Source organism: Burkholderia sp. Ax-1719 (assembly GCF_011753055.1).
Classification (GTDB): domain Bacteria; phylum Pseudomonadota; class Gammaproteobacteria; order Burkholderiales; family Burkholderiaceae; genus Paraburkholderia.
Genome location: NZ_VWWJ01000005.1, coordinates 50,279 through 69,377 on the forward strand (window position 1 = coordinate 50,279; position 19,099 = coordinate 69,377).

Annotated in this window: 17 protein-coding genes, 1 tRNA gene and 1 pseudogene; 17 read left to right on the plus strand and 2 right to left on the minus strand. The window is 59.4% G+C overall.

The features are described from left to right. Window positions 1–7 precede the first annotated feature (7 nt). From selA to F3J17_RS11855, 8 genes and pseudogenes are all read left to right on the plus strand, one after another. Window positions 8–1,477, plus strand: a complete 1,470-nt coding sequence (gene selA, locus F3J17_RS11825) for an L-seryl-tRNA(Sec) selenium transferase (RefSeq protein WP_167057963.1) — start codon at window positions 8–10, stop codon at window positions 1,475–1,477. Further along, a complete protein-coding gene (gene selB, locus F3J17_RS11830; protein WP_167057966.1) occupies window positions 1,474–3,393 on the plus strand; it encodes a selenocysteine-specific translation elongation factor in 1,920 nt (639 codons plus the stop codon). The genes selA and selB overlap by 4 nt, the downstream gene beginning before the upstream one ends. A 74-nt stretch (window positions 3,394–3,467) precedes the next feature. After that, window positions 3,468–3,563, plus strand: a tRNA-Sec gene (locus F3J17_RS11835). A gap of 109 nt (window positions 3,564–3,672) precedes the next feature. Further along, window positions 3,673–3,735: pseudogene (locus tag F3J17_RS36575) on the plus strand (hypothetical protein); the annotation flags it as partial. Between the two features lie 34 nt (window positions 3,736–3,769). Next, window positions 3,770–4,588 (plus strand): DUF3304 domain-containing protein, encoded by an 819-nt coding sequence (locus F3J17_RS11840; RefSeq protein WP_167057969.1) that lies wholly within the window; start codon window positions 3,770–3,772, stop codon window positions 4,586–4,588. Window positions 4,589–5,051: 463 nt separating this feature from the next. Then, entirely contained in the window at window positions 5,052–5,357 is a 306-nt protein-coding gene (locus tag F3J17_RS11845) for a hypothetical protein (RefSeq protein WP_167057972.1), read from the plus strand. A gap of 148 nt (window positions 5,358–5,505) precedes the next feature. After that, entirely contained in the window at window positions 5,506–6,396 is an 891-nt protein-coding gene (locus tag F3J17_RS11850; protein WP_345891178.1) for a sugar phosphate isomerase/epimerase family protein, read from the plus strand. 300 nt (window positions 6,397–6,696) lie between these two features. Continuing rightward, on the plus strand, window positions 6,697–7,455 hold the full coding sequence (locus F3J17_RS11855; RefSeq protein ID WP_167057975.1) for a GntR family transcriptional regulator: 759 nt from the start codon (window positions 6,697–6,699) through the stop codon (window positions 7,453–7,455). A 66-nt stretch (window positions 7,456–7,521) separates the two neighbouring features. Here the strand turns inward: F3J17_RS11855 and F3J17_RS11860 are convergent, their stop codons facing one another. After that, complete coding sequence (locus F3J17_RS11860) at window positions 7,522–7,728, minus strand: tautomerase family protein (RefSeq protein WP_167057978.1); 207 nt, start codon at window positions 7,726–7,728, stop codon at window positions 7,522–7,524. Window positions 7,729–7,782: 54 nt separating this feature from the next. Beyond that, the gene (locus F3J17_RS11865; protein WP_167057981.1) at window positions 7,783–8,583 is read right to left on the minus strand and encodes an SDR family oxidoreductase; all 801 of its coding nucleotides are present in this window, start codon (window positions 8,581–8,583) and stop codon (window positions 7,783–7,785) included. A gap of 439 nt (window positions 8,584–9,022) precedes the next feature. Between F3J17_RS11865 and F3J17_RS11870 the strand changes: the two genes are divergently transcribed. From F3J17_RS11870 to F3J17_RS11910, 9 genes are all read left to right on the plus strand, one after another. Next, the gene (locus F3J17_RS11870) at window positions 9,023–11,104 is read left to right on the plus strand and encodes a hydantoinase/oxoprolinase family protein (protein ID WP_167057984.1); all 2,082 of its coding nucleotides are present in this window, start codon (window positions 9,023–9,025) and stop codon (window positions 11,102–11,104) included. A 16-nt stretch (window positions 11,105–11,120) separates the two neighbouring features. After that, entirely contained in the window at window positions 11,121–12,848 is a 1,728-nt protein-coding gene (locus F3J17_RS11875; protein WP_167057987.1) for a hydantoinase B/oxoprolinase family protein, read from the plus strand. A gap of 29 nt (window positions 12,849–12,877) precedes the next feature. Continuing rightward, entirely contained in the window at window positions 12,878–13,402 is a 525-nt protein-coding gene (locus F3J17_RS11880) for a RidA family protein (RefSeq protein ID WP_345891187.1), read from the plus strand. Window positions 13,403–13,601: 199 nt separating this feature from the next. Then, window positions 13,602–14,426, plus strand: a complete 825-nt coding sequence (locus F3J17_RS11885; protein WP_240160935.1) for a transporter substrate-binding domain-containing protein — start codon at window positions 13,602–13,604, stop codon at window positions 14,424–14,426. Between the two features lie 130 nt (window positions 14,427–14,556). Next, entirely contained in the window at window positions 14,557–15,387 is an 831-nt protein-coding gene (locus F3J17_RS11890; RefSeq protein WP_167057993.1) for an amino acid ABC transporter ATP-binding protein, read from the plus strand. Then, on the plus strand, window positions 15,353–16,069 hold the full coding sequence (locus F3J17_RS11895; RefSeq protein WP_345891179.1) for an amino acid ABC transporter permease: 717 nt from the start codon (window positions 15,353–15,355) through the stop codon (window positions 16,067–16,069). Before F3J17_RS11890 ends, F3J17_RS11895 begins: the two co-directional genes overlap by 35 nt. Before the next feature lie 9 nt (window positions 16,070–16,078). After that, on the plus strand, window positions 16,079–16,744 hold the full coding sequence (locus tag F3J17_RS11900) for an amino acid ABC transporter permease (protein ID WP_167057998.1): 666 nt from the start codon (window positions 16,079–16,081) through the stop codon (window positions 16,742–16,744). Between the two features lie 32 nt (window positions 16,745–16,776). After that, window positions 16,777–17,793: a 4-hydroxyproline epimerase gene (locus F3J17_RS11905; RefSeq protein ID WP_167058001.1), complete on the plus strand. Its 1,017-nt coding sequence runs from the start codon at window positions 16,777–16,779 to the stop codon at window positions 17,791–17,793. Continuing rightward, a complete protein-coding gene (locus tag F3J17_RS11910; protein WP_167058004.1) occupies window positions 17,790–19,079 on the plus strand; it encodes an FAD-dependent oxidoreductase in 1,290 nt (429 codons plus the stop codon). The genes F3J17_RS11905 and F3J17_RS11910 overlap by 4 nt, the downstream gene beginning before the upstream one ends. Window positions 19,080–19,099 lie beyond the last annotated feature (20 nt).

Consider the following 19,099-nt stretch of genomic DNA (forward strand, 5'->3'; position numbering starts at 1 on the left):
CAGCCCGATGAGCGAAACCGTGGAACAGGGCGCAAAACCTGCAATCGATACGCCTGCGCTGAATGCGCTGCTGGCGCAGATGCCGGCGGTGGAGCGCGTGATCGCTTCAAGCGAAGCACAGGCGTTAATCGCGCAGTATGGGCGCACGCAGGTGCTTGCTGCGATTCGCGCGACGCTCGATGGATGGCGGCACGATGCGCAGAGCGGGACACTCGCGTTAGCCGCCGATCCTGCCGCGTTTTCAATCGAGCGCGTTATTGCTGCCGCAGAACGGGCCTTGAGCGAACGTGCGCAAAGCAAGCTGCGTGCAGTGTTCAATCTCACGGGCACGGTGCTGCACACGAATCTGGGCCGTGCGCTGTTGCCCGACGAATCGGTGCGCGCTGTGGTTCAGGCGCTCACACAGCCCGCGAACCTCGAATTCGATCTGGCTTCCGGCAAGCGTGGCGATCGCGACGATCTGATCGACGACTTGATCTGCGAACTCACTGGCGCGGAAGCAGCAACCGTGGTGAACAACAACGCGGCGGCAGTATTGCTGACGCTGTCCGCGCTCGCAGCGCGCAAGGACGTGATCGTGTCGCGCGGCGAACTGGTGGAAATCGGCGGTGCGTTTCGCATTCCCGACATCATGAGCCGCGCGGGCGCGCGCTTGCGGGAGATCGGCACAACCAATCGCACGCATCTTAAGGATTACGAAGCGGCGATCAGTGCACGAACAGCGCTGCTTATGAAGGTCCATTGCAGCAACTACGCGATCAGTGGCTTTACCAAAAGCGTTGAGCTCGACGAACTCGCGCCCCTCGCGCGTAGCCATCATCTGCCCGTTGCAGTGGACCTGGGCAGCGGCACGCTGACCGATCTGACGCAATGGGGCTTGCCTGCCGAGCCCACGGTGCGGGCCACCGTTGAAGCAGGCGCGGATATCGTGACTTTTAGCGGCGACAAATTGCTTGGTGGGCCGCAAGCGGGGCTGATCGTTGGTCGCAAGGAACTGATTGCGAAAGTCAAGAAGCATCCGCTCAAGCGCGCATTGCGCGTGGGCAAGCTCACGCTCGCGGCGCTGGAGCCGGTGCTCAGGCTCTATCAGGCGCCCGAGTTTTTGCGCGATCGGCTCACCACGCTGCGTCTGCTTACGCGTCCGGCTACGGAGATTCACGAAGTCGCGACGCGCGCTTTGCCGGCATGGCAAAACGTACTGAGTGACGGCTACGACGTGAGCATCGAACCGATGTTCAGCCAGATCGGCAGTGGCGCGTTGCCGGTGGATGTGCTGCCGAGCAGCGGGCTCGTCGTGCGGCATCGTGGCAAGGGCGGCAGCGGTCGCGCGCTGCTCAAACTCGAACGCGCATTGCGCACGCTGCCGCGCCCGGTGATCGGCCGCATCGCCGACGATGCCTTGCGTCTCGATCTGCGTTGCCTCGAAAGCGCGGACGAAGCAGCGTTCATCGCGCAACTCGCGGAGTTGCGCCTGTGATTGTCGGCACGGCAGGACACATCGATCACGGCAAGACTACGCTCGTGCGTGCGCTCACTGGCGTGGACACTGATCGCCTGAAAGAAGAGAAGGCGCGCGGCATCTCCATCGAATTAGGCTACGCTTATGCGCCGCTGGAGAACGGCGATGTGCTGGGTTTTATCGACGTGCCGGGTCACGAAAAACTCGTGCACACGATGACGGCCGGCGCGTGCGGGATCGACTTTGCGCTGCTTGTGATCGCCGCCGACGATGGCGTGATGCCGCAAACGCGGGAACATCTCGCGATCCTGCAATTGCTGGGTGTGCAGCATGGCGCAATTGCACTCACGAAAGTGGATCGCGTGGACGCAGCAAGGCTCGCACAGGTGCGTGCGGAAATTGCAACGTGGCTCGCGCCGACATCGCTCTCCGATGCACTCGTTTTCGCAACGAATGCGAGCGTAGCGGGCGATAAAGGCGTCGCGCAACTCGATCAGTATTTGCGCGAGCGCGCAATGCACTGGCAGTCGCGCCGCGACGACGGCTTGTTTCGTCTTGCTGTTGACCGTGTATTTACGCTGACGGGACAGGGCACCATCGTGACTGGCACCGTGTTTTCCGGGCGCGTGCAGACGGGCGATACGCTGCTGCTCGCGCCTGCCGCGGAGCCGGTGCGCATACGCAGCATCCATGCGCAGAATCGTGCATCTGAAACCGGCCATGCGGGACAACGTTGCGCGCTCAACCTTACCGGCGTCGATAAAGATCGCATCGCACGCGGCGACTGGATTGTGGATGCGCGACTCGCGCAACCGGCCACGCGGCTCGACGTCGAACTGCAACTGCTCGTGGATGCGGATATCACGCTGCAGCACTGGGCTCCTTTGCATGTGCATCTGGGCACGACGCATAGGGTGGCGAACGTGGCGCTGCTGGAAGCCGACACGCTTGCGGCAGGCGAGCGGGCGCGCGTGCAACTTGTGTTCGACGCGCCGCTGCATGCGATGCCGGGCGATCGTTTTATCGTGCGCAACGCTCAGGCGAGTCGCACAGTGGGCGGCGGGCGCGTGCTGGATCCCTTTGGCCCTGCGCGCAGACGACGCACGCCGGAACGTCGGGCCTGGCTCGATGCGCTTTGCGCGTGGCTGGATGAAAAGCGCGTGGATGCCATGATCGATCAAGCGCCGCGTGGGCTGGAGCGCCGCGCGTTGATGCAATTGACCGGCTACGATGCCGCGACGCTGGCATTGCCCGATGATGTTGTCGTGATCGCGCCGCAAGGCCGTGTCGAAGCCGCGACGCTAATGGCCCGTGAGCATTGGGTGCGTCTGGCCGCGCGTATCGTCGAAGCGCTGGGCGATTTTCATGCGCGTATGCCTGACGAACAAGGCCCGGATGCGGCGCGTCTGCGGCGTATGGCGGCTCCGTTAGCGAGCGATACGATCTGGCGCGCGGCAGTTGATGCATTAGTCGAGGATGGTCGTATCGCGCGTAGTGGGCCGTGGCTGCATTTGCCCTCGCATGCGGTGGCGCTCGATGCGCAAGAGGAGCAATTGGCGGCGCGTCTCATGCCGTTGATCGCGCAAGGACGCTACGATCCGCCGTGGGTGCGCGATCTAGCGCGCGAAACGCAGCAACCGGAGGAGAAGATACGCGCGTTGCTGCGCAAACTTGCGCGCCTTGGGCGTCTTTATCAGATCGTGCGTGATCTGTTTTACGACCGTGACGTTGTGCATGAACTGGCGCGTTTGATTGCGCTTACGGCGCAGAGTGAGGTGGCGGGAGTGGGAGCTGCTGCGTTTCGCGATGCTTCTGGTCTGGGGCGCAAGCGTGCGATCCAGATTCTGGAGTTCTTCGATCGCGTTGGATATACTCGGTTCCAGCGCGATCTGCATCTGTTGAGGCCCGATAGCCATATGCGTGAATGGCTATGAACAGATGATAAAAGTGCGTGCGCGTGCATCGAAATCGCGTTTGAAAGCACCGTGCCAAAGGTTTTGTGGTCAAGGGAAGGCAATCGCATCCGGTGGTGCGGCTGGACTTCAAATCCAGTTGGGGACGTCAGCCGTTCCCGGGATGGTTCGACTCCATCTGCTTTCCGCCAGGAGCTTTCTTTAGTTTGATCGCAATGTGTTATGACATCGCATGAAAGCCGTCCCGCTTCGCAACTGTTCGCGTTGATCGACGGGGCCGCGAGTCCGGGGCGCATTCACATGCTGCTGGAAGAGTCCGGAGCGGAATTCAAATCGGTCTTTGAAGGCTTGCCGGAGGAAGCGCTGGGACCGGCGTCACTTCATCTCGCGCGAGTCGATGATCGCGATGCGTCGTGGTTTGACGAGCTTGAACATATCGATCTGTATTCACAAATTCACGCCGGCTCAGTGTCAGTCAGAAAAAACAGATCGAGGAAGCAAGTTGATTCATTTCGTAAAGAATGTTCTGGTGCGTCGCGGCGCGCAGGATGCAAGCGTACCTGTGCGATTGTTTGCCGCGTTCGCGTTTGGTCTGATGATGGCGGGCTGTCATCAGGACGTGGCGCAGACGGATGCCGCGAAGTCATCGGCACCGGTTGTTGATAACGTCGAAAATCCGGCGTCGGTGAGCGGATTGAACTATGCATCGTATGGCGTGGCGACTTTCTCCATCACGGATGCCGAAGGAAGAAGCGGGGGCGGCCCCAATCTCGCGCCGGTCAGTAAGACGGGCCAGCCGAGTGGAGGAGGTTTCGATATGTGTTGCGTCTATGTCCCGCAGAAGTGGCATGACGGAATGTCGGTCCATGTTCGCTGGAGGCGAGACACTCACCCCTATGACGACGATCGTAGTGGCGACCAATGGCTGGAGGCCACGGCGAAGGTCCCACCCTATGGACCAAAGCAATATAACTTCATCGTGCAGTTCCTCGAGAACGACCGGGTTCGTGTGCGCGTTGACGACGGCAGTCCTTTGGACAAGCCGGTCAGTAATGATCCGTATACGGTTCAAGGCGAACTCGATGTTCAGGCGAACGCGCAAATGCAAGCGTCGCGCGAGCGTGATAAAGCCGCGGCAGCCTATGACCGGCAACTACAGGAAAAAGTCGATAAGGCAGAGAAGGCGTCCGAAAAGGCGGTGCAGCCGAACCGATAGTCGCGCTGCGAAAATCGACTTTCGAGCAGAAGGCGTCCGCGTAAACTCGCTATTCAATAAAAGGTGCGGCGTATCGATTTGTTAAGCGACCGTCTGTCGGAACGACCTCCGCCTCTGCCAGCCTTGTTCTTTAGAGTTTTTGAAGCGCTGCGAACGAGGCATTTGAAGACTGAATAATTTCGAAAACACCGTCGGAAAGTCTGCAGTTTCTGAAGCTTATATCTTTGCGCCTCCGTAACGGACTGACGAAAGCTTAATGAAGGGGGCCGATCACCTTTCGGCCATCCATTCGCAATAAAGTTGCTCACGCTGATGCCGTTAACTCGCAGGTGTCATCGTGACGCTTTGTTTAGCGGATGCATTCTTGCCGCGCCAGCCACGATCGTTCGTGCGCGCACGGCGGCTTGCCCTGGCATCGCCAGCGCGCTCGGGACGGTCCTGTTATCTGATGAAAGAGGAGTTCATGGTTACATCCGCAGTATCCTTTCCCCGGTCAATCGGCGCGTCAACGCGTATTGCTTGCGCTGATGGTCTCGTCGCCCACGTGTTCATGGTCGACTCCCAAGTGCCGTTGTTCAACGTAGTCTGCGGGCCATTGAAGTTCCTCGCGAACCGCGAGCAGGTGGAGTCTCAGGTGGCACGCGTAACCGCGGGCAAAATGCCCGTGCCAGACTGGGAATGGGTGCTCGATACCGGCTTCGATTCTTCTGTCGATGGAGCGTCGAGCAAGCAATGGAAAATGACGCGCAAAGTGGCGGACGCGTCCTGAATCTTGATGGCGGCTGGCTCGTCAACCGTCGTTCTGATCTCGGCGGAATCTGCCCTACGAAAAGGGTTGTTCGACTTCAGCAATGCGGCTGTGCAGTCCCCACGACCTGTACAGCAATGTCGACGTGTACCTGTCATGCGCGATTTCAGTGAGTGAGACTTTGTTGATCAAAGCACTCCGGAGACATCGACGCATGACATACGATCTTTCGCGCTTTGCGATCAATCAGATCACGACGCCAAAATGGACCATGCCTGAAGCACTCGACGGATATAGCCGTCAGGGTGTTAGCGGCATTGCGGTTTGGCGGCAATTTCTCGAAGCTTATGGCGTTGCGCAAACACGCAAACATCTCAGGGAACTGGAGATGTGGGTGCCTTCGCTATGCACGAGCGAATGGTTGAACGTTAGTGTCGAGCAGAGCATGACGGCTGCGATCGACACGAATCGGCGACTGCTAGATGCAGCCGCGGAAATTGGCGCCGCCTGTCTAATGATGGTGGTCGGCGGCATGCCACCCGGCAGCAAGGACATCGCAGGGCAGCGCGCGCGTGTGCGCGATGCGCTCTTTGCATTGCTGCCGCATGCGCGCGAGGTCGGCGTCAAACTCGGCCTTGAACCATTGCATCCGATGTACGCCGGCGATCGCAGTGTGCTGAATTCGATCAAGGTCGCCAACGATCTATGTGATGAGCTTGGCGAAGGCGCGGGGCTGGTGCCCGATGTCTATCACTGCTGGTGGGACCCGGCATTCGAAGCCGAACTTCGGCGTGCGGGACCTGAGCGCATCCTCACCTTCCATTACTGCGACTGGCTCGTGCCGACCCGCAACCTGCGCGATCGCGGCATGGTTGGTGACGGCGTCATCGATATTGCGGGTATCAAGGGCTGGCTCGACAATATCGGCTACTCCGGGCCGTTCGAGCTGGAGATTTTCTCCGAGCTGGACTGGTGGGAGCGGCCACCCGAAGAGACGGTTCGTGTCGCTGTCGAACGGTGCGCGCCGTACGTTGCAATGCCTTCTACCTCGCGCAACTGAGCGCAACCGCCGCTCATTGCTATGCCGACGCCTTTGGCCCAGGGCGTCCCACCAATACACTCGCTTCCCTCCCTGGCTGGAATCCGCCTTATTGACACCAGCCGCGATCCGCTTGGCAATTCAAGTAAACTGGAGCGAAAGCTCTAGTTGCGGTCCATCCCCATAAAATTCCATTGACATTGTCGTCATTATGTCGACAATTGAATGAGCAGAGTCCCTGGCTCATCGAACGTGGCATGGCCGCGATTCCCGTGAAGCAGGGCCGCACGCTCCACAAGCGGCAAGAATTCAGGAATTGATATGGCTAAGCCAGTAGCGGAACAGCCGTCCGGCAAAGAAACGGGCGCGGCCCGAGTGTACAAAATGCTCCGCAGCGAGATCCTCACCATGACGCTCGCGCCCGGCGAAGCGCTGGACGAGGTCAGCCTCGCAGAGCGCTTCGATTCATCGCGCTCGCCCATCCGGGAAGCGCTGGTCAGGCTTTCGGCCGATGGCCTGGTGACCACGCTCGCCAATCGCAGCACCGTCGTCACGCCGATGGAACTCGCGCGCGTGCCGGAATTCCTCGACGCATTGGATCTGCTGCAACGGGTGACCACGCGTCTCGCCGCGTTACACCGCACGCCGGCGGATCTCGTCAAAATTCGCGAGACTTATAAGGCCTACGAAAAGGGCGTGGCAACGAGCATCCGTACGCGTGTCAGCCTGCCGATGATCGAGACGAATCACGAATTCCATATGGCCGTGGCGCGCGCCGGACGCAACACGTATTTCGCCGATCTCTACAGCCGCTTGCTGGACGAGGGGCGCAGAATGCTGCATCTGCATCTGCAATTCAAGCTGCAGGACCCCAATATCTCGCCGCAGCAAATGGGCGCCGACCACACCGAGATTCTCGACGCGATCGAGCGGGGCGATGCGGACAAGGCCGAGGAGTACGGCCATCTTCACGCTGTGCAATTCAAGGGGCAATTTATGGAGTTCATGGATCGCAATCTCACTGCGTCCGTGCCCTTGAACTACCGCGCACCGTCGCGCGAAACTTCGACAACGGAATAAGACGTCGCTTGCAGGGAAGCGACTCCAGTCTTTTCGACAGGAGTCGCACTTTACGGCGCAACAGGCTTATTTCGTCGCCAGGCTGGCTTGCGTCGGTTCCGCAAGCGTGCCACCCACAGACCACATCGAGCGCTCCACCTCCGTCATCACCAGTTGCACATCCGCTAGCGGACATTTGGCGATGCGAGCTGTTTCGCGGGTCAAGACCTCGGCGAGTTCAGCTTTCTGGGCGTGAGTTCGGCCCGAGAGCATTTCAAGTCGAATAATTGGCATTGCGAATCGTCCTTTCGTATTTGAGTCGGGATATCAATCAGATTGTGCTTCGGATTATGCTTCGGGCTGGGGTGCCGGTTGCGATGCATACGCCAGGTAGGCCGAGCGAACCAGCCAGCCGCAATCGATCGGCAACGTCGAACCCGTGATGGCGGACGCGCCCGGTGAGCACAGGAAGAAGATCGCATCCGCGACTTCTGCGGGTTTCACGAAACGCTTCAATGCCGACATATCGATAATGGCCTGGGGGTCGCGTTCGCCGCTGTCGATCCGCGCCTGCATTGCAGGCGTGAGCGTGTAGCCTGGCGCCACCGCATTCACGCGCACGCCGCTCGGCCCCCATTCCGCGGCCATCACTTCGGTCATCATCTTCAGCCCGGCCTTGCCCACGGCATAGCCGATCTGTGCGGAAGGACGGTACGTCGTCAGCGAACAGAGATTGACGATTGCGCCTTCTCCCTGGCGGCACATCTCGCGGGCAAATGCACGCGAAACGAGCAGCGTGCCGCGCACATTGATGTCGTAGAGACGGTCGATTTCCGCAACGTCCACTTCGAGCAGGCGCACTGCGTTCTGCAGAATGCCACCCGAATTCACGAGCGCATCCGGTACGCCAAAACGCTCGATGACCTCGGCGGCGAAGCGGCGCACGTCGTCTTCCTTTGAGACATCGACCCGCAGGAATTCGGCGGCCGCCCCGGATTGCTGCATGTCCCGCGCGACGCTCTTGCCGCGCTCTTCGTTCACATCCGCCACGACTACGCGATAGCCCGCGCTACCAAATCGCCGCGCGGCTGCTTCGCCGATACCGCTCGCGCCGCCCGTCACCACAGCCAGCTTGTGTTCCTGATCCATAAGACGTCCCCATTGCGTTGAGCAAGCCCGCGCCGGTACGGCGCAAGTGCGTGCTGCCGAACTTCCTTCCGACGAAAGACCACCCGAAAGGCAATCTTTTTAGTCGACCAAATGTCGACAAATGCTTGCACCGAGCAAAAAAACTGTCAAGAAAACTTCGATTTTTGACATGCCTTTTCGCGCCAGGGTTTTCCTTGGTGATGCGTAGATAGCATTGAAAATAAAGGAAAAAACGCATTGATCAGCGCATTGAGAATTTTTTCTCGTTGACTTTGTCGGCATTTGGTCGACAATTGATGTGCGGCGAATGCACCTGAGAAATCGACAGCGCAGCACGCTGGCGAGGACTTGATCAACCCTCAGCCATGAGCGAACTCAGGCACGCAGCGCCCTCTCGTTAGCGGTATTTGCATCGCGCAAACTCTGAACGGATGAAACTATGGCAAGCGCACGCATCGGCGTTGACATCGGCGGGACATTTACCGATCTGGTACTCCTCGACGACAACGGACAGGTGACCTTTACTAAGGTATCCTCAACTCCGGCTGCTCCGGAAGAAGCGGTCCTCACCGGGATCGACCGGATTCTCGGGCAGGCGGGACTCAAGACCTCGGATGTCACCGAGGTGCTGCACGGCACGACCGTCGGCTCGAACACCATGCTTCAGAAGGTCGGCGCAAAGTGCGGTCTGATCACGACCAAAGGCTTTCGCGACGTGCTCGAAATTGGCCGCGTGCGTACGCCGTCGATGTTCGATCTCACCTGGGACAAGCCGGTCCCGCTCGCGGAACGGCGCTATCGCCTGGAAGTGAACGAGCGCGTCAATGCCGCGGGCGAAGTCCTGGTGCCGACGTCCATCGATGAAGTCCTCCGTGCGGGCGAGTTTTTCCGCGCTGAAGGCGTTGAGTCCGTCGCGATCTGTTTTCTGAATTCATACAAGAATGCGGAGAACGAAAGGATTGCGCTCGAAGCCTTCCAGAAGGCCTTCCCGGAAATCAGCGTCACGGCTTCGATTTCCGTTCTGCCGGAAATGCGCGAGTACGAGCGCACGTCGACCACCGTAGTCAACGCCTATGTATTGCCAGCGTTGCGCACTTATCTGCAGCGTCTCGAATCGGGCCTCAAGCGGATCGGCGTCAATGCGCCGCTGCTTGTGAGCAATTCGAATGGTGGTCTGTCGAGCGCTCGCATTGCACAGGACACGCCGGTCTTCTTTATCTCTTCGGGCCGCTCGGCAGGCGTCGTGGGCGCAGGCCGGCTGGGTGACGCGCAGGGCAGCAAGGAAATGGTTGTGTTCGATATGGGCGGCACGACGGCTTCGGCTTCGCTCATTCACGAAGGGCAATTGGCCCGCACCAACGAATACGAATTCCGCGCGGGTATTTCCACGCCAAGCCGCTTTATCAAGGCGGGTGGCTACATGATGCGTGTGCCGACGATCGACGTGGCTGAAGTAGGCAGCGGCGCAGGCTCGATTGCCTGGATCGACGGAGGCGGACTGCTGAGCGTCGGTCCGGTATCCGCGGGCGCATTTCCTGGCCCGGTCTGCTACGGCATCGGCGGCGAGCGACCGACGGTGACGGACGCGAATGCCGTACTCGGCTTCCTGCCGCCGAGTCTCGCAGGCGGGACGATGGAACTGAAGCTGGACGCTGCGCGCAACGCGATCGATACGCTGCTCGCCAGGCCGCTTGGCATCGGCGTAGAAGAGGCAGCGGTTGGGATCCGTGAAGTGGTCAACGTCAATATGGCGCGCACCATCAAGGCGGTGACGGTCGAACGCGGCGTCGATCCGCGCGATTTCACGCTGGTTGCGTTCGGCGGATCGGGTCCCGTGCACGCTTGCGATCTTGCTCGCGCGCTCGACATGAAGCAGGTGATTTTCCCGGCAGCGCCCGGCGTGTTCACTGCGATGGGCATGCTCGCCGGTGCGGTTGAACGCTATTTCGTGCGTCCTTCGCTGAATCTGCTCGATAGCCTCGATATCAACGAACTCGCGAATACGGTCGAACAAATGCGTGAGGACGCAAGGAAGGCATTGGCCGAAGAGGGCTATCCCGCCAACCGCATCGAATTCGTCTTCGACCTCGATATGCGATTCCGTGGGCAGGACTACGAAATTCCTGTGCGTGTGCCGGAAACGATCGACGGGTCGACTCGCGAAGCGCTGCGCGAAGGGTTTATCGCGGCCTACACGGCGATGTACGGCTACGCCTCGAAGGACGCCATCGAATGCGCGAATCTGCGTTTGCTCGCGCGTGGCATCGCCTCGAAGACGCTGGACTTCCGTGATATTCGCAGTGCGCAAGCGGCGAAGGGCGAGCAAAAGCGCAGTACGCGCCGCGTGTATTTCAATCGCGAGTCGGGCTGGGTTGATACGCCGGTCATCTCGCGTTCGCTGCTCGACAACGAGATCGTCGGCCCCGTCATTCTCGAAAGCACCGATACGACCATCGTGGTGCCGCCGGGCTGGCGCGTAAGCGCGGATCGGGTTGGCTGCGTCATCGCGACGCTCGCCTGACTTCATTGGAGCTAACATGACACAACGTAAAGTCGACCCCATCACGTTTGCGGTCGTAAAAAATGCGCTCGACACCATCGTCGACGACATGGCATTTGCCGTCATGCGCACCGCTCGCTCGCCGATTATTCGCGACGTGCTGGACTATTCAGTGACGATGTGCGACGCGGGCGGCCGCATTCTCGCGCAGGCAAAGACGGTCGCACTGCATCTGGGCGCCGTGCCCGACGCCGTGGACGTGGTGATTCGCAAATTCGCCGCAACATGCAAGCCCGGCGACGTGATCGTGCTGAACGATCCGTATGAAGGCGGCATGCATCTGCCCGATATCTTCATGTTCAAGCCGATTTTCTTCGAGAACCGGCTGCAGGGTTTCTCGGTGGTGATTGCTCACCACTGCGATGTGGGCGGACGCGTGCCTGGTTCCAATGCCGCCGATTCGACCGAGATCTTCCAGGAAGGCCTGCGCATTCCGCCGATGAAGCTCTACAGCGAAGGTCAGCAAAACGAAACGCTGGTCGACATCATCAAGAAGAACGTGCGTTTGCCGGATCTGGTGCTGGGCGATCTGGATGCGCAACTGGCGACCTGCAATATCGGCGAACGTGAACTGCTGCGCATGATCGGCCGCTATGGTGAAGACAATCTGCGTCTTTACTTCGACGAACTGCTCGACTACGGCGAACGCCTCACACGCAAGGCCATCGAAGCATGGCCGGACGGCACCTACGAATTCACCGACTATATCGACAACGACGGCTTTACGAGCGACGCGATTCCGATCAAATGCGCGATTACGGTGGCGGGATCGAGTTTGTCAGTCGATTTTGCGGGCTCGTCGCCGCAGGTTAAAGGCGCGATCAATTCGACGCTTTCATTCGTCAAATCGGCCACATATCTGAGCATCCGCTGCGTGCTCGACGCCGATGTGCCGAACAACGCGGGCGTCTATCGCTGCATCGACATCGCCGCGCCTGAAGGTTCGATCCTGAACCCCAGAATGCCGGCGCCGGTGGCGGCCCGTGCGCTGACCGGCTACCGCGTGGTCGATACCGTTTTCGGCGCGCTGGCGAAGATCGCGCCGAAGAAGGTGATGGCGGCGGGCGAGGGCGGCAACACCGTGATCGCGCTGAGCGGTTACGACGCCGATGCGAGCGAGCCCTTCATTCTGGTCGACATGATCAATGGCGCATGGGGTGGCCGCTCGAACAAGGACGGCGTGGAAGGCGTGACGAATCCGTCGCAGAACATGTCGAATCTGCCGATCGAGACGCTCGAAGCGCGCTATCCGATCCTGATGGAAGAGTATGGCTTCCGTAACGATTCTGGCGGTGCTGGCCGTTATCGCGGCGGTCTGGGTCTCGTGCGTCAATATCGCGTGCTGGCGAAGCAGGTAGTGGCGCAGATTCGCTCTGACCGCGCCGATCACGCGCCGTACGGCCTCTTTGGCGGCGCGGCCGGTGCGCCCTCGCGCAACATCCTGAATCCGGCCACCACGGCTGAGGCCGCGCCCAGCAAGTTCACGATGGAACTGGCAGAAGGCGTGGTGATCCGTCACGAGCAGGCGGGCGGTGGCGGCTACGGCAACCCGCTCGAACGCGACGTCGATCTGATCGAACGCGATCTGCGTGACGGCAAAGTGAGTGCGGCGTTTGCCGAACAACACCACGGCATCGTGATCAATGCGGTGGGTTTAATCGACCGCGATGCAACGCTGCAGAAGCGCCAGCGCGCCGCAGCCTGAACCTCTGAACAGCGACATCTTTGACCGTAGTGCCATCGGCGTCACACCACACCGGCGCTGATGGCAGGTCGACAAAGGTCATTGAAATGGAGCAAATCGAAGCACGTCTGGCCGAATTGGGCTACACGCTGCCAGCAAGCCCGGTTCCCAAGGCGAATTACGTTCCAGCGCGACTGGTCGGCAATCTGCTTTTCATTGCCGGTCAGATTCCGACCGCAGACGGCGAAGACAGATTCGTCGGCAAGGTGGGGCGCGATCTTCCGCTCGAAGACGGTCAGGCGGCGGCCAGGCTCTGTGCGCTGAACATGCTCTCGCAGGTTCGCACCGCACTGGGAGGAAGTTTCGATCGTCTCGCGGGATGCGTGAAGCTCAGCGGTTTCGTGAATTGCGATCCGGACTTCGGACAGCAACCTCAGGTGATAAACGGGGCCTCGGATCTGATCGTGCAGGTGCTGGGCGAAAGCGGCAAGCATGCCCGCTTCGCCGTTGGTGCGAATTCACTGCCCAGAAATGTGGCGGTGGAAATCGACGGGATCTTCGAAATTCGTTCGTAATTTCATGTCGATTGTTTCAAGTACGCCTTTGTAGATTTTTAGTATTCCGATGTAAAGAAGCTCGGATCATGGAAATTGCATCGACGTATGAAATGGTTTTTATAGGTACTGAACCGGCGTTCCACAAAAAAATAGATTGCGACGTTGAACAGAAAGCGTCGGACTTATCCCTTACCCTGCGAGGTTTGAAATGATCCGGATGTCCAGCCTTATTCGCCGCACGTTGATGTGCGCCACCGCATTCTCGGCGTTGATGTCGAGTGTTCCGTCCCATGCCCAGGATACGTCGACGTGGCAAAGCGTTCGGCAGGCCGGCGTGCTCCGCTGCGGTATCGCACTGTCGCCGCCCTACACCATGCGCGATGTCAAGACCGGTGAGTACGGCGGCATTTTCCCGGCGCTCTGCAAGGACTTTGGCGAGAAAGTCCTGCACGTCAAGGTTCAGTTCGTCGATACGTCTTGGGACAACATCGTCGCGGGGCTGCAGTCGGACAAGTGGGACATTTCATTGTCGCTCAACGACACGCCGGAACGTGAAAAGGCCATTGCTTTCTCGCGCCCGGTGGTCGATTACAACGTGACGCTTGCCTATAACAAGAACAATCCGAAGCTGCCTAAGGCCATTCATTCGATCGCCGATATCGACAAGCCTGGCGTGATCATCACCGTCATGTCCGGCACGGCGCAGGACAAGGCGATCTCCGGCCAGATCAAGCAGGCGCAGATCATGCGTTTGCCAGGCTTCGACGAAACGCGCCTGGCGTTGATGTCCAGGCGCGCAGACATGCTCGCCGACGACAACATGACGAACCATCTGCTGGATTCGGCGCACCCGGACTGGGCCACGACGTTCAACCCCACGCCGCCGCTGGCGCAACAAGGAATCTGCTTTGGTATCCGAAAGGAAACGTCCGCTGCCGACATTGCCGTGCTCAACAAGTTTATCGAGGACGAGCAGAAATCCGGTGGAGTGAACGCCATTGTTCAACGTTCGGTGAAGGAAACGATCGCTTCGACGAAGTAAGCGTAAATCGGGCAGGCGGCGTGACGGGACGTTCGCGCCGCTCTGCCTGACGAATGACGGTTCCGGCGTTGGCCCTCAGGCTCGGATCAAACCGAAGCGCCCCGCGAGGCGTTCTACGGAGAAAGTTCCCATGTTGCAATCCACTATGAAGATCGTACCCACTTCCATTACAGCGGATGATCCCGTCGAATCGGCAAGCGCAGGTGATTTCGTCCAGCTCCGTTCGGTCTATAAATCGTACGGCGAAAACCTGGTTGTCATGGACCACATGAACCTCGACATGCGCGCAGACGACCGGCTCGTCGTGATCGGACCGAGCGGAAGCGGCAAGAGTTCGCTGCTGCGGGTGATGATGGGCCTGGAGGGCATTCAGAGCGGGTCGATTGGCTTTCAGGGCAAGCCCTATATTCATGGTGCGGATTCAGGACGTGGCAAGCGCATCGACGGTAAGTTACAGCGCCAGATTGGCATGGTGTTTCAGCATTACACGCTGTTTCCGCACCTATCGGTGCTGAGCAATCTGATTCTCGCGCCTGTGAAGGTGGGCGGCGTGTCAAAGGCGCAGGCGACGGAGCGCGCACGCATGTATCTCGCGCGACTGGGACTGGAAAGCAAGCTGAACGCTTATCCCAGCCAGCTATCTGGCGGCCAGAAGCAGCGCGTGGCTATCGCCCGTGCGCTGATGCTCGAACCCAAACTGATGCTGTTCGATGAAGTGACCTCCGCGCTCGACCCGGAAATGGTGGTGGAAGTGCAGAACGTCATGCTCAAACTGGCCGAGCAAAAAATGGCGATGATCATCGTCACGCACGACATGCATTTCGCGCGCGACATTGCTACGCGTGTGGTGTTCTGCGCCAGTGGCAAGGTCGTGGAGCAGGGTGCGCCGCGCGATATGTTCAAGTGTCCGAAGGAAGCGCGCACGCGTGAGTTCCTCGAAAAAGTGCTTCACCTTGATTGAGGAAACGGTCATGCACTATCACTTCGATTTCAGCTTTCTCACGGATAGCGTGCCGCCGTTGCTGCAGGGTTTGAAGGTGACTGTCGAACTGGCGATTGCCGCTAACCTGATGGGGCTGACGCTGGGCTTCGTGCTTTGCCTGCTGGTAATGAGCCGCTGGGCGGTCGTGCGCGTGCCGGCGCAGCTATTTATCGAGTTTTTTCGTTGTACGCCGGCGCTGTTGCAGATCGTCTGGTTTTTCTACTGCATTCCGATGATGGTGGACGTGTTTCTCGATCCGGTGTGGATGGGCGTGCTCGCGCTGGGGCTCAACCTGACCGCGTTCAACGCCGAGGCCTATCGCGCGGGCGTGCAGGCAGTACCGAAAGAGCATATCGACGCGTGTGTGGCGCTGGGTCTCAAGCCTTGGCAGCGCACGGTTTTCGTGATTCTGCCGCAGGCGTTGCGCAATTCTCTTCCTGTGCTGATGACCAATGGCATCGGCACGCTGCAACAGAGTGCGCTGGTGGCGATTGTCGCTGTGGCCGACCTGATGTACGTCGCCAAGACGATTGCGACCCAGGCGTATCGCCCCATCGAAACGTACTCGGTCGTGGCGCTTGTCTATTTCCTGCTGTCTTTGCCGATCGCGCGATTGGTGCACGTTATCGAACGCCGCCAGGATCTGGCCCATCAGCGCTAAGGAGGCGACATGAACATCGATTTTTCCGTCGTGCTGCCGTACTGGCTGCTGCTTCTCAAAGGTCTCGCGATGACCCTTGGCCTCACCGGACTCTGCGCGTTGATTGGCAGCTTGCTGGGCTTCGTGGTCAGCCTGCTTAGAAGTTCGACCGTCGCGTGGATCCGGTTGCCCATGACGCTGTACGTCGAGTTTTTCCGGGGTACACCGTTGCTGATCCAGCTCTTCTGGGTGTTCTTCTGCTTTCCGGTGGTGTTTCAGTTGCCAATTCCACCGTATCTATCTGTGGTCATTGCGTTGACGCTTTTTATGGGCGCCATCACCAGCGAAACATTCCGCGCTGCGCTGAAGTCGATTTCATCGGAACAGCATGACGCCTGTATTGCGCTGAGTCTGTCGCCGCAAGCGAAAGTACTTTATGTGATTTTCCCGCAAGCCTTGCTGCGTGCGATTCCACCGCTGCTTTCGAACGTCGTGAGCCTGTTCAAGGAAAGTGCGCTGATCTCTTCGGTAGGCGTGGCGGATCTCATGTTCGTCGGCGAAAGTATCTCTAACAGCACGGCAAGGCCGCTGGAATTTCTGACGACGGTGGGCCTGATTTATTTTCTCGTGGCATTCCCGCTCACGCGTCTGGTTGGCCTCGTTGAGCGGCGCTTCCTGCGACGCTTTGCATACTAGAGTGAACCCGCAAAATGGTGATGAAAAATACTATGAAAAAGCATACGTTCAAGTGCATTGAGGGACATACGGAAGGCATGCCGGTGCGCATGGTGATCGAGGGGGCGCCGCAGTTGCAGGGAGCGACGATGAATGACCGTCGCCATTATTTCATTGAACACTACGACTGGATTCGCCGTGCGCTAATGCTGGAGCCGCGCGGGCACGCTCACATGTCGGGTACGGTGTTCTATCCGCCGATCAGCGGAAATGCGGATTTCAGCCTGCTTTTCATCGAGACGTCCGGTTGTTTGCCAATGTGCGGTCATGCCACCGTCGGCTCGATCTCCTTTGCGCTTGAATCCGGCCTGGTCACGCCGAAACAGGCTGGGCTCGTCGTTGTCGACGTGCCGGCGGGACAGGTCAGCGCGCGCTACGAAATGGAGGGGGATAAAGTTAAATGGGTCCGCTTTACGAACGTGCCTAGTTTCCTCCTGCATCGCGATCTGGAAATCGAGGTGTCAGCACTGGGCAAACTGAAGGTCGATATTGCCTACGGCGGTAACTTCTATCCTATCGTTGAAGTGCAGGAAAACTGGCCGGGGTGTGAACACTTCACGCCCGATGAACTGCTGGCGATGGGGCGCGAAGTGCAGAAGCGCGTCAACGAGGCGCTCGACGTGGTTCACCCGGACAATCCGAAGATTGGCGGTGTCAAACACTGCATGTGGACGGGGCGGCCGATGGCAACCGATGCCGACGGTCGTGCAGTCGTCATTACCGGCGATATTCTGATCGATCGTTCGCCGTGTGGAACCGGCACTTCCGCGCGAGTCGCGCAGCGCTATGCGCGTGGGCTGCTTTCGCAAGGTCAGGCATTTCGCCACGAAAGCTTGATTTGCAGCCGCTTTATCGGCCGCGTGGAAGGCACGACGACACTCGAAAGCGGTTTGGATGCCGTTTTCCCAAGTATCGAAGGGAGCGCCTACATTACCGGGCGCGGCGAGCATTATGTGGACGAAGCGCATCCCTATGCGCATGGCTTTACCCTGGAGGACTTCACGAAATGAACGCGATTCCTCAAGCGCACTTTCCGCCGGCCGTCAGCCCCGTGCCGAAGGAGCAGGTGGTGGTGATCGGCGGCGGCATCGTCGGCACCTGCTGCGCGCTGTATCTGCAACGCAGCGGCTACGCGGTGACGCTGGTTGACCCAGCCCAGGCGGGCGACAGCACGGCGAAGTGGAGTTGCGGCCAGATTTCGGTGGGCGAGATCATTCCGCTGTCCAAACCCGGCATTCTGATGAAGGTGCCGGGGTGGCTGCTGGACCAGACTGGACCGCTCGCGCTGCGTCCCAGCGCGATGCCTGGCATCATCCCCTGGTTTCTGCGTTTTCTCTCATGTGCGCGGCACTCGCGGATCAATACGATAGCCGGAGAAATGGCCTCGTTGACGCAGCATGTATTTGCCGACTATGCGCCGCTGCTGGAAGCGTGCGATGACAAGGCACTGCTGGTGCAGCGGCCGATCCTTCAGGTTTTCGACAGCGCTGCCGGTGTCGAGCACGAGCGCGGACATAATGAAACGCGCGCCGCGCTGGGTTTTTCATCGCAGGTATTGAATGGGTCGGAAATTGCGGATCTCGAACCGGCGCTTGCCGGCCGCTTTTCGCACGGACTGCTGTTGTCGCAATGGCGATTCGTGAGCGATACCGAAGGCTTTATTCGTGCGCTGACCGATAGCTTCATCGCGCAAGGCGGACGCCGTGTGCAGATCGGCGCTGATCGTATCGACGAATCGAACGGACGGGCCACCGGCGTCACGCTGGCGAATGGCGAAAGACTGCCCGCGGCGCATGTCGTGGTGGCTGCCGGTGTGGGATCGCGGCGATTCTTCGGACAATTGGGCGTGAGTTTGCCGCTTGAGGGTGTAGCGGGTTATCAGACCCTGCTTGCCGATCCCGGTGTTGAATTCAATCACTCGGTCATTTATGCCGATGGCGGTTTCTGCTTCACACCGATGACGCGCGGCCTGCAAATTGGCGGCACGATTGAATTTGCAGCGCGTGGCGCAGCGCCGAATTTCAAACGCGCGCAGATCATCGTCGACAAGGCCAAAAAGATTCTGCCGCAACTACGCACGGAAAAGCACGAATACGGCGTGGGATATCGCCCCCTGCTGCCCGATACGAAGCCGGTCATCGATCGCTCGAAACGACTCACCAACGTCACGATGGCGATTGGTCATGGGCAGCTTGGACTGACGTTGGGCGCAACTACCGGGCGACTCGTTGCGGATCTCGTATCGGGGAAGGTCCCGAAAACGGATTTGAGTCCATTCAGCGCGTACCGCTTCTGATTATCTCGCGGCACATTCAT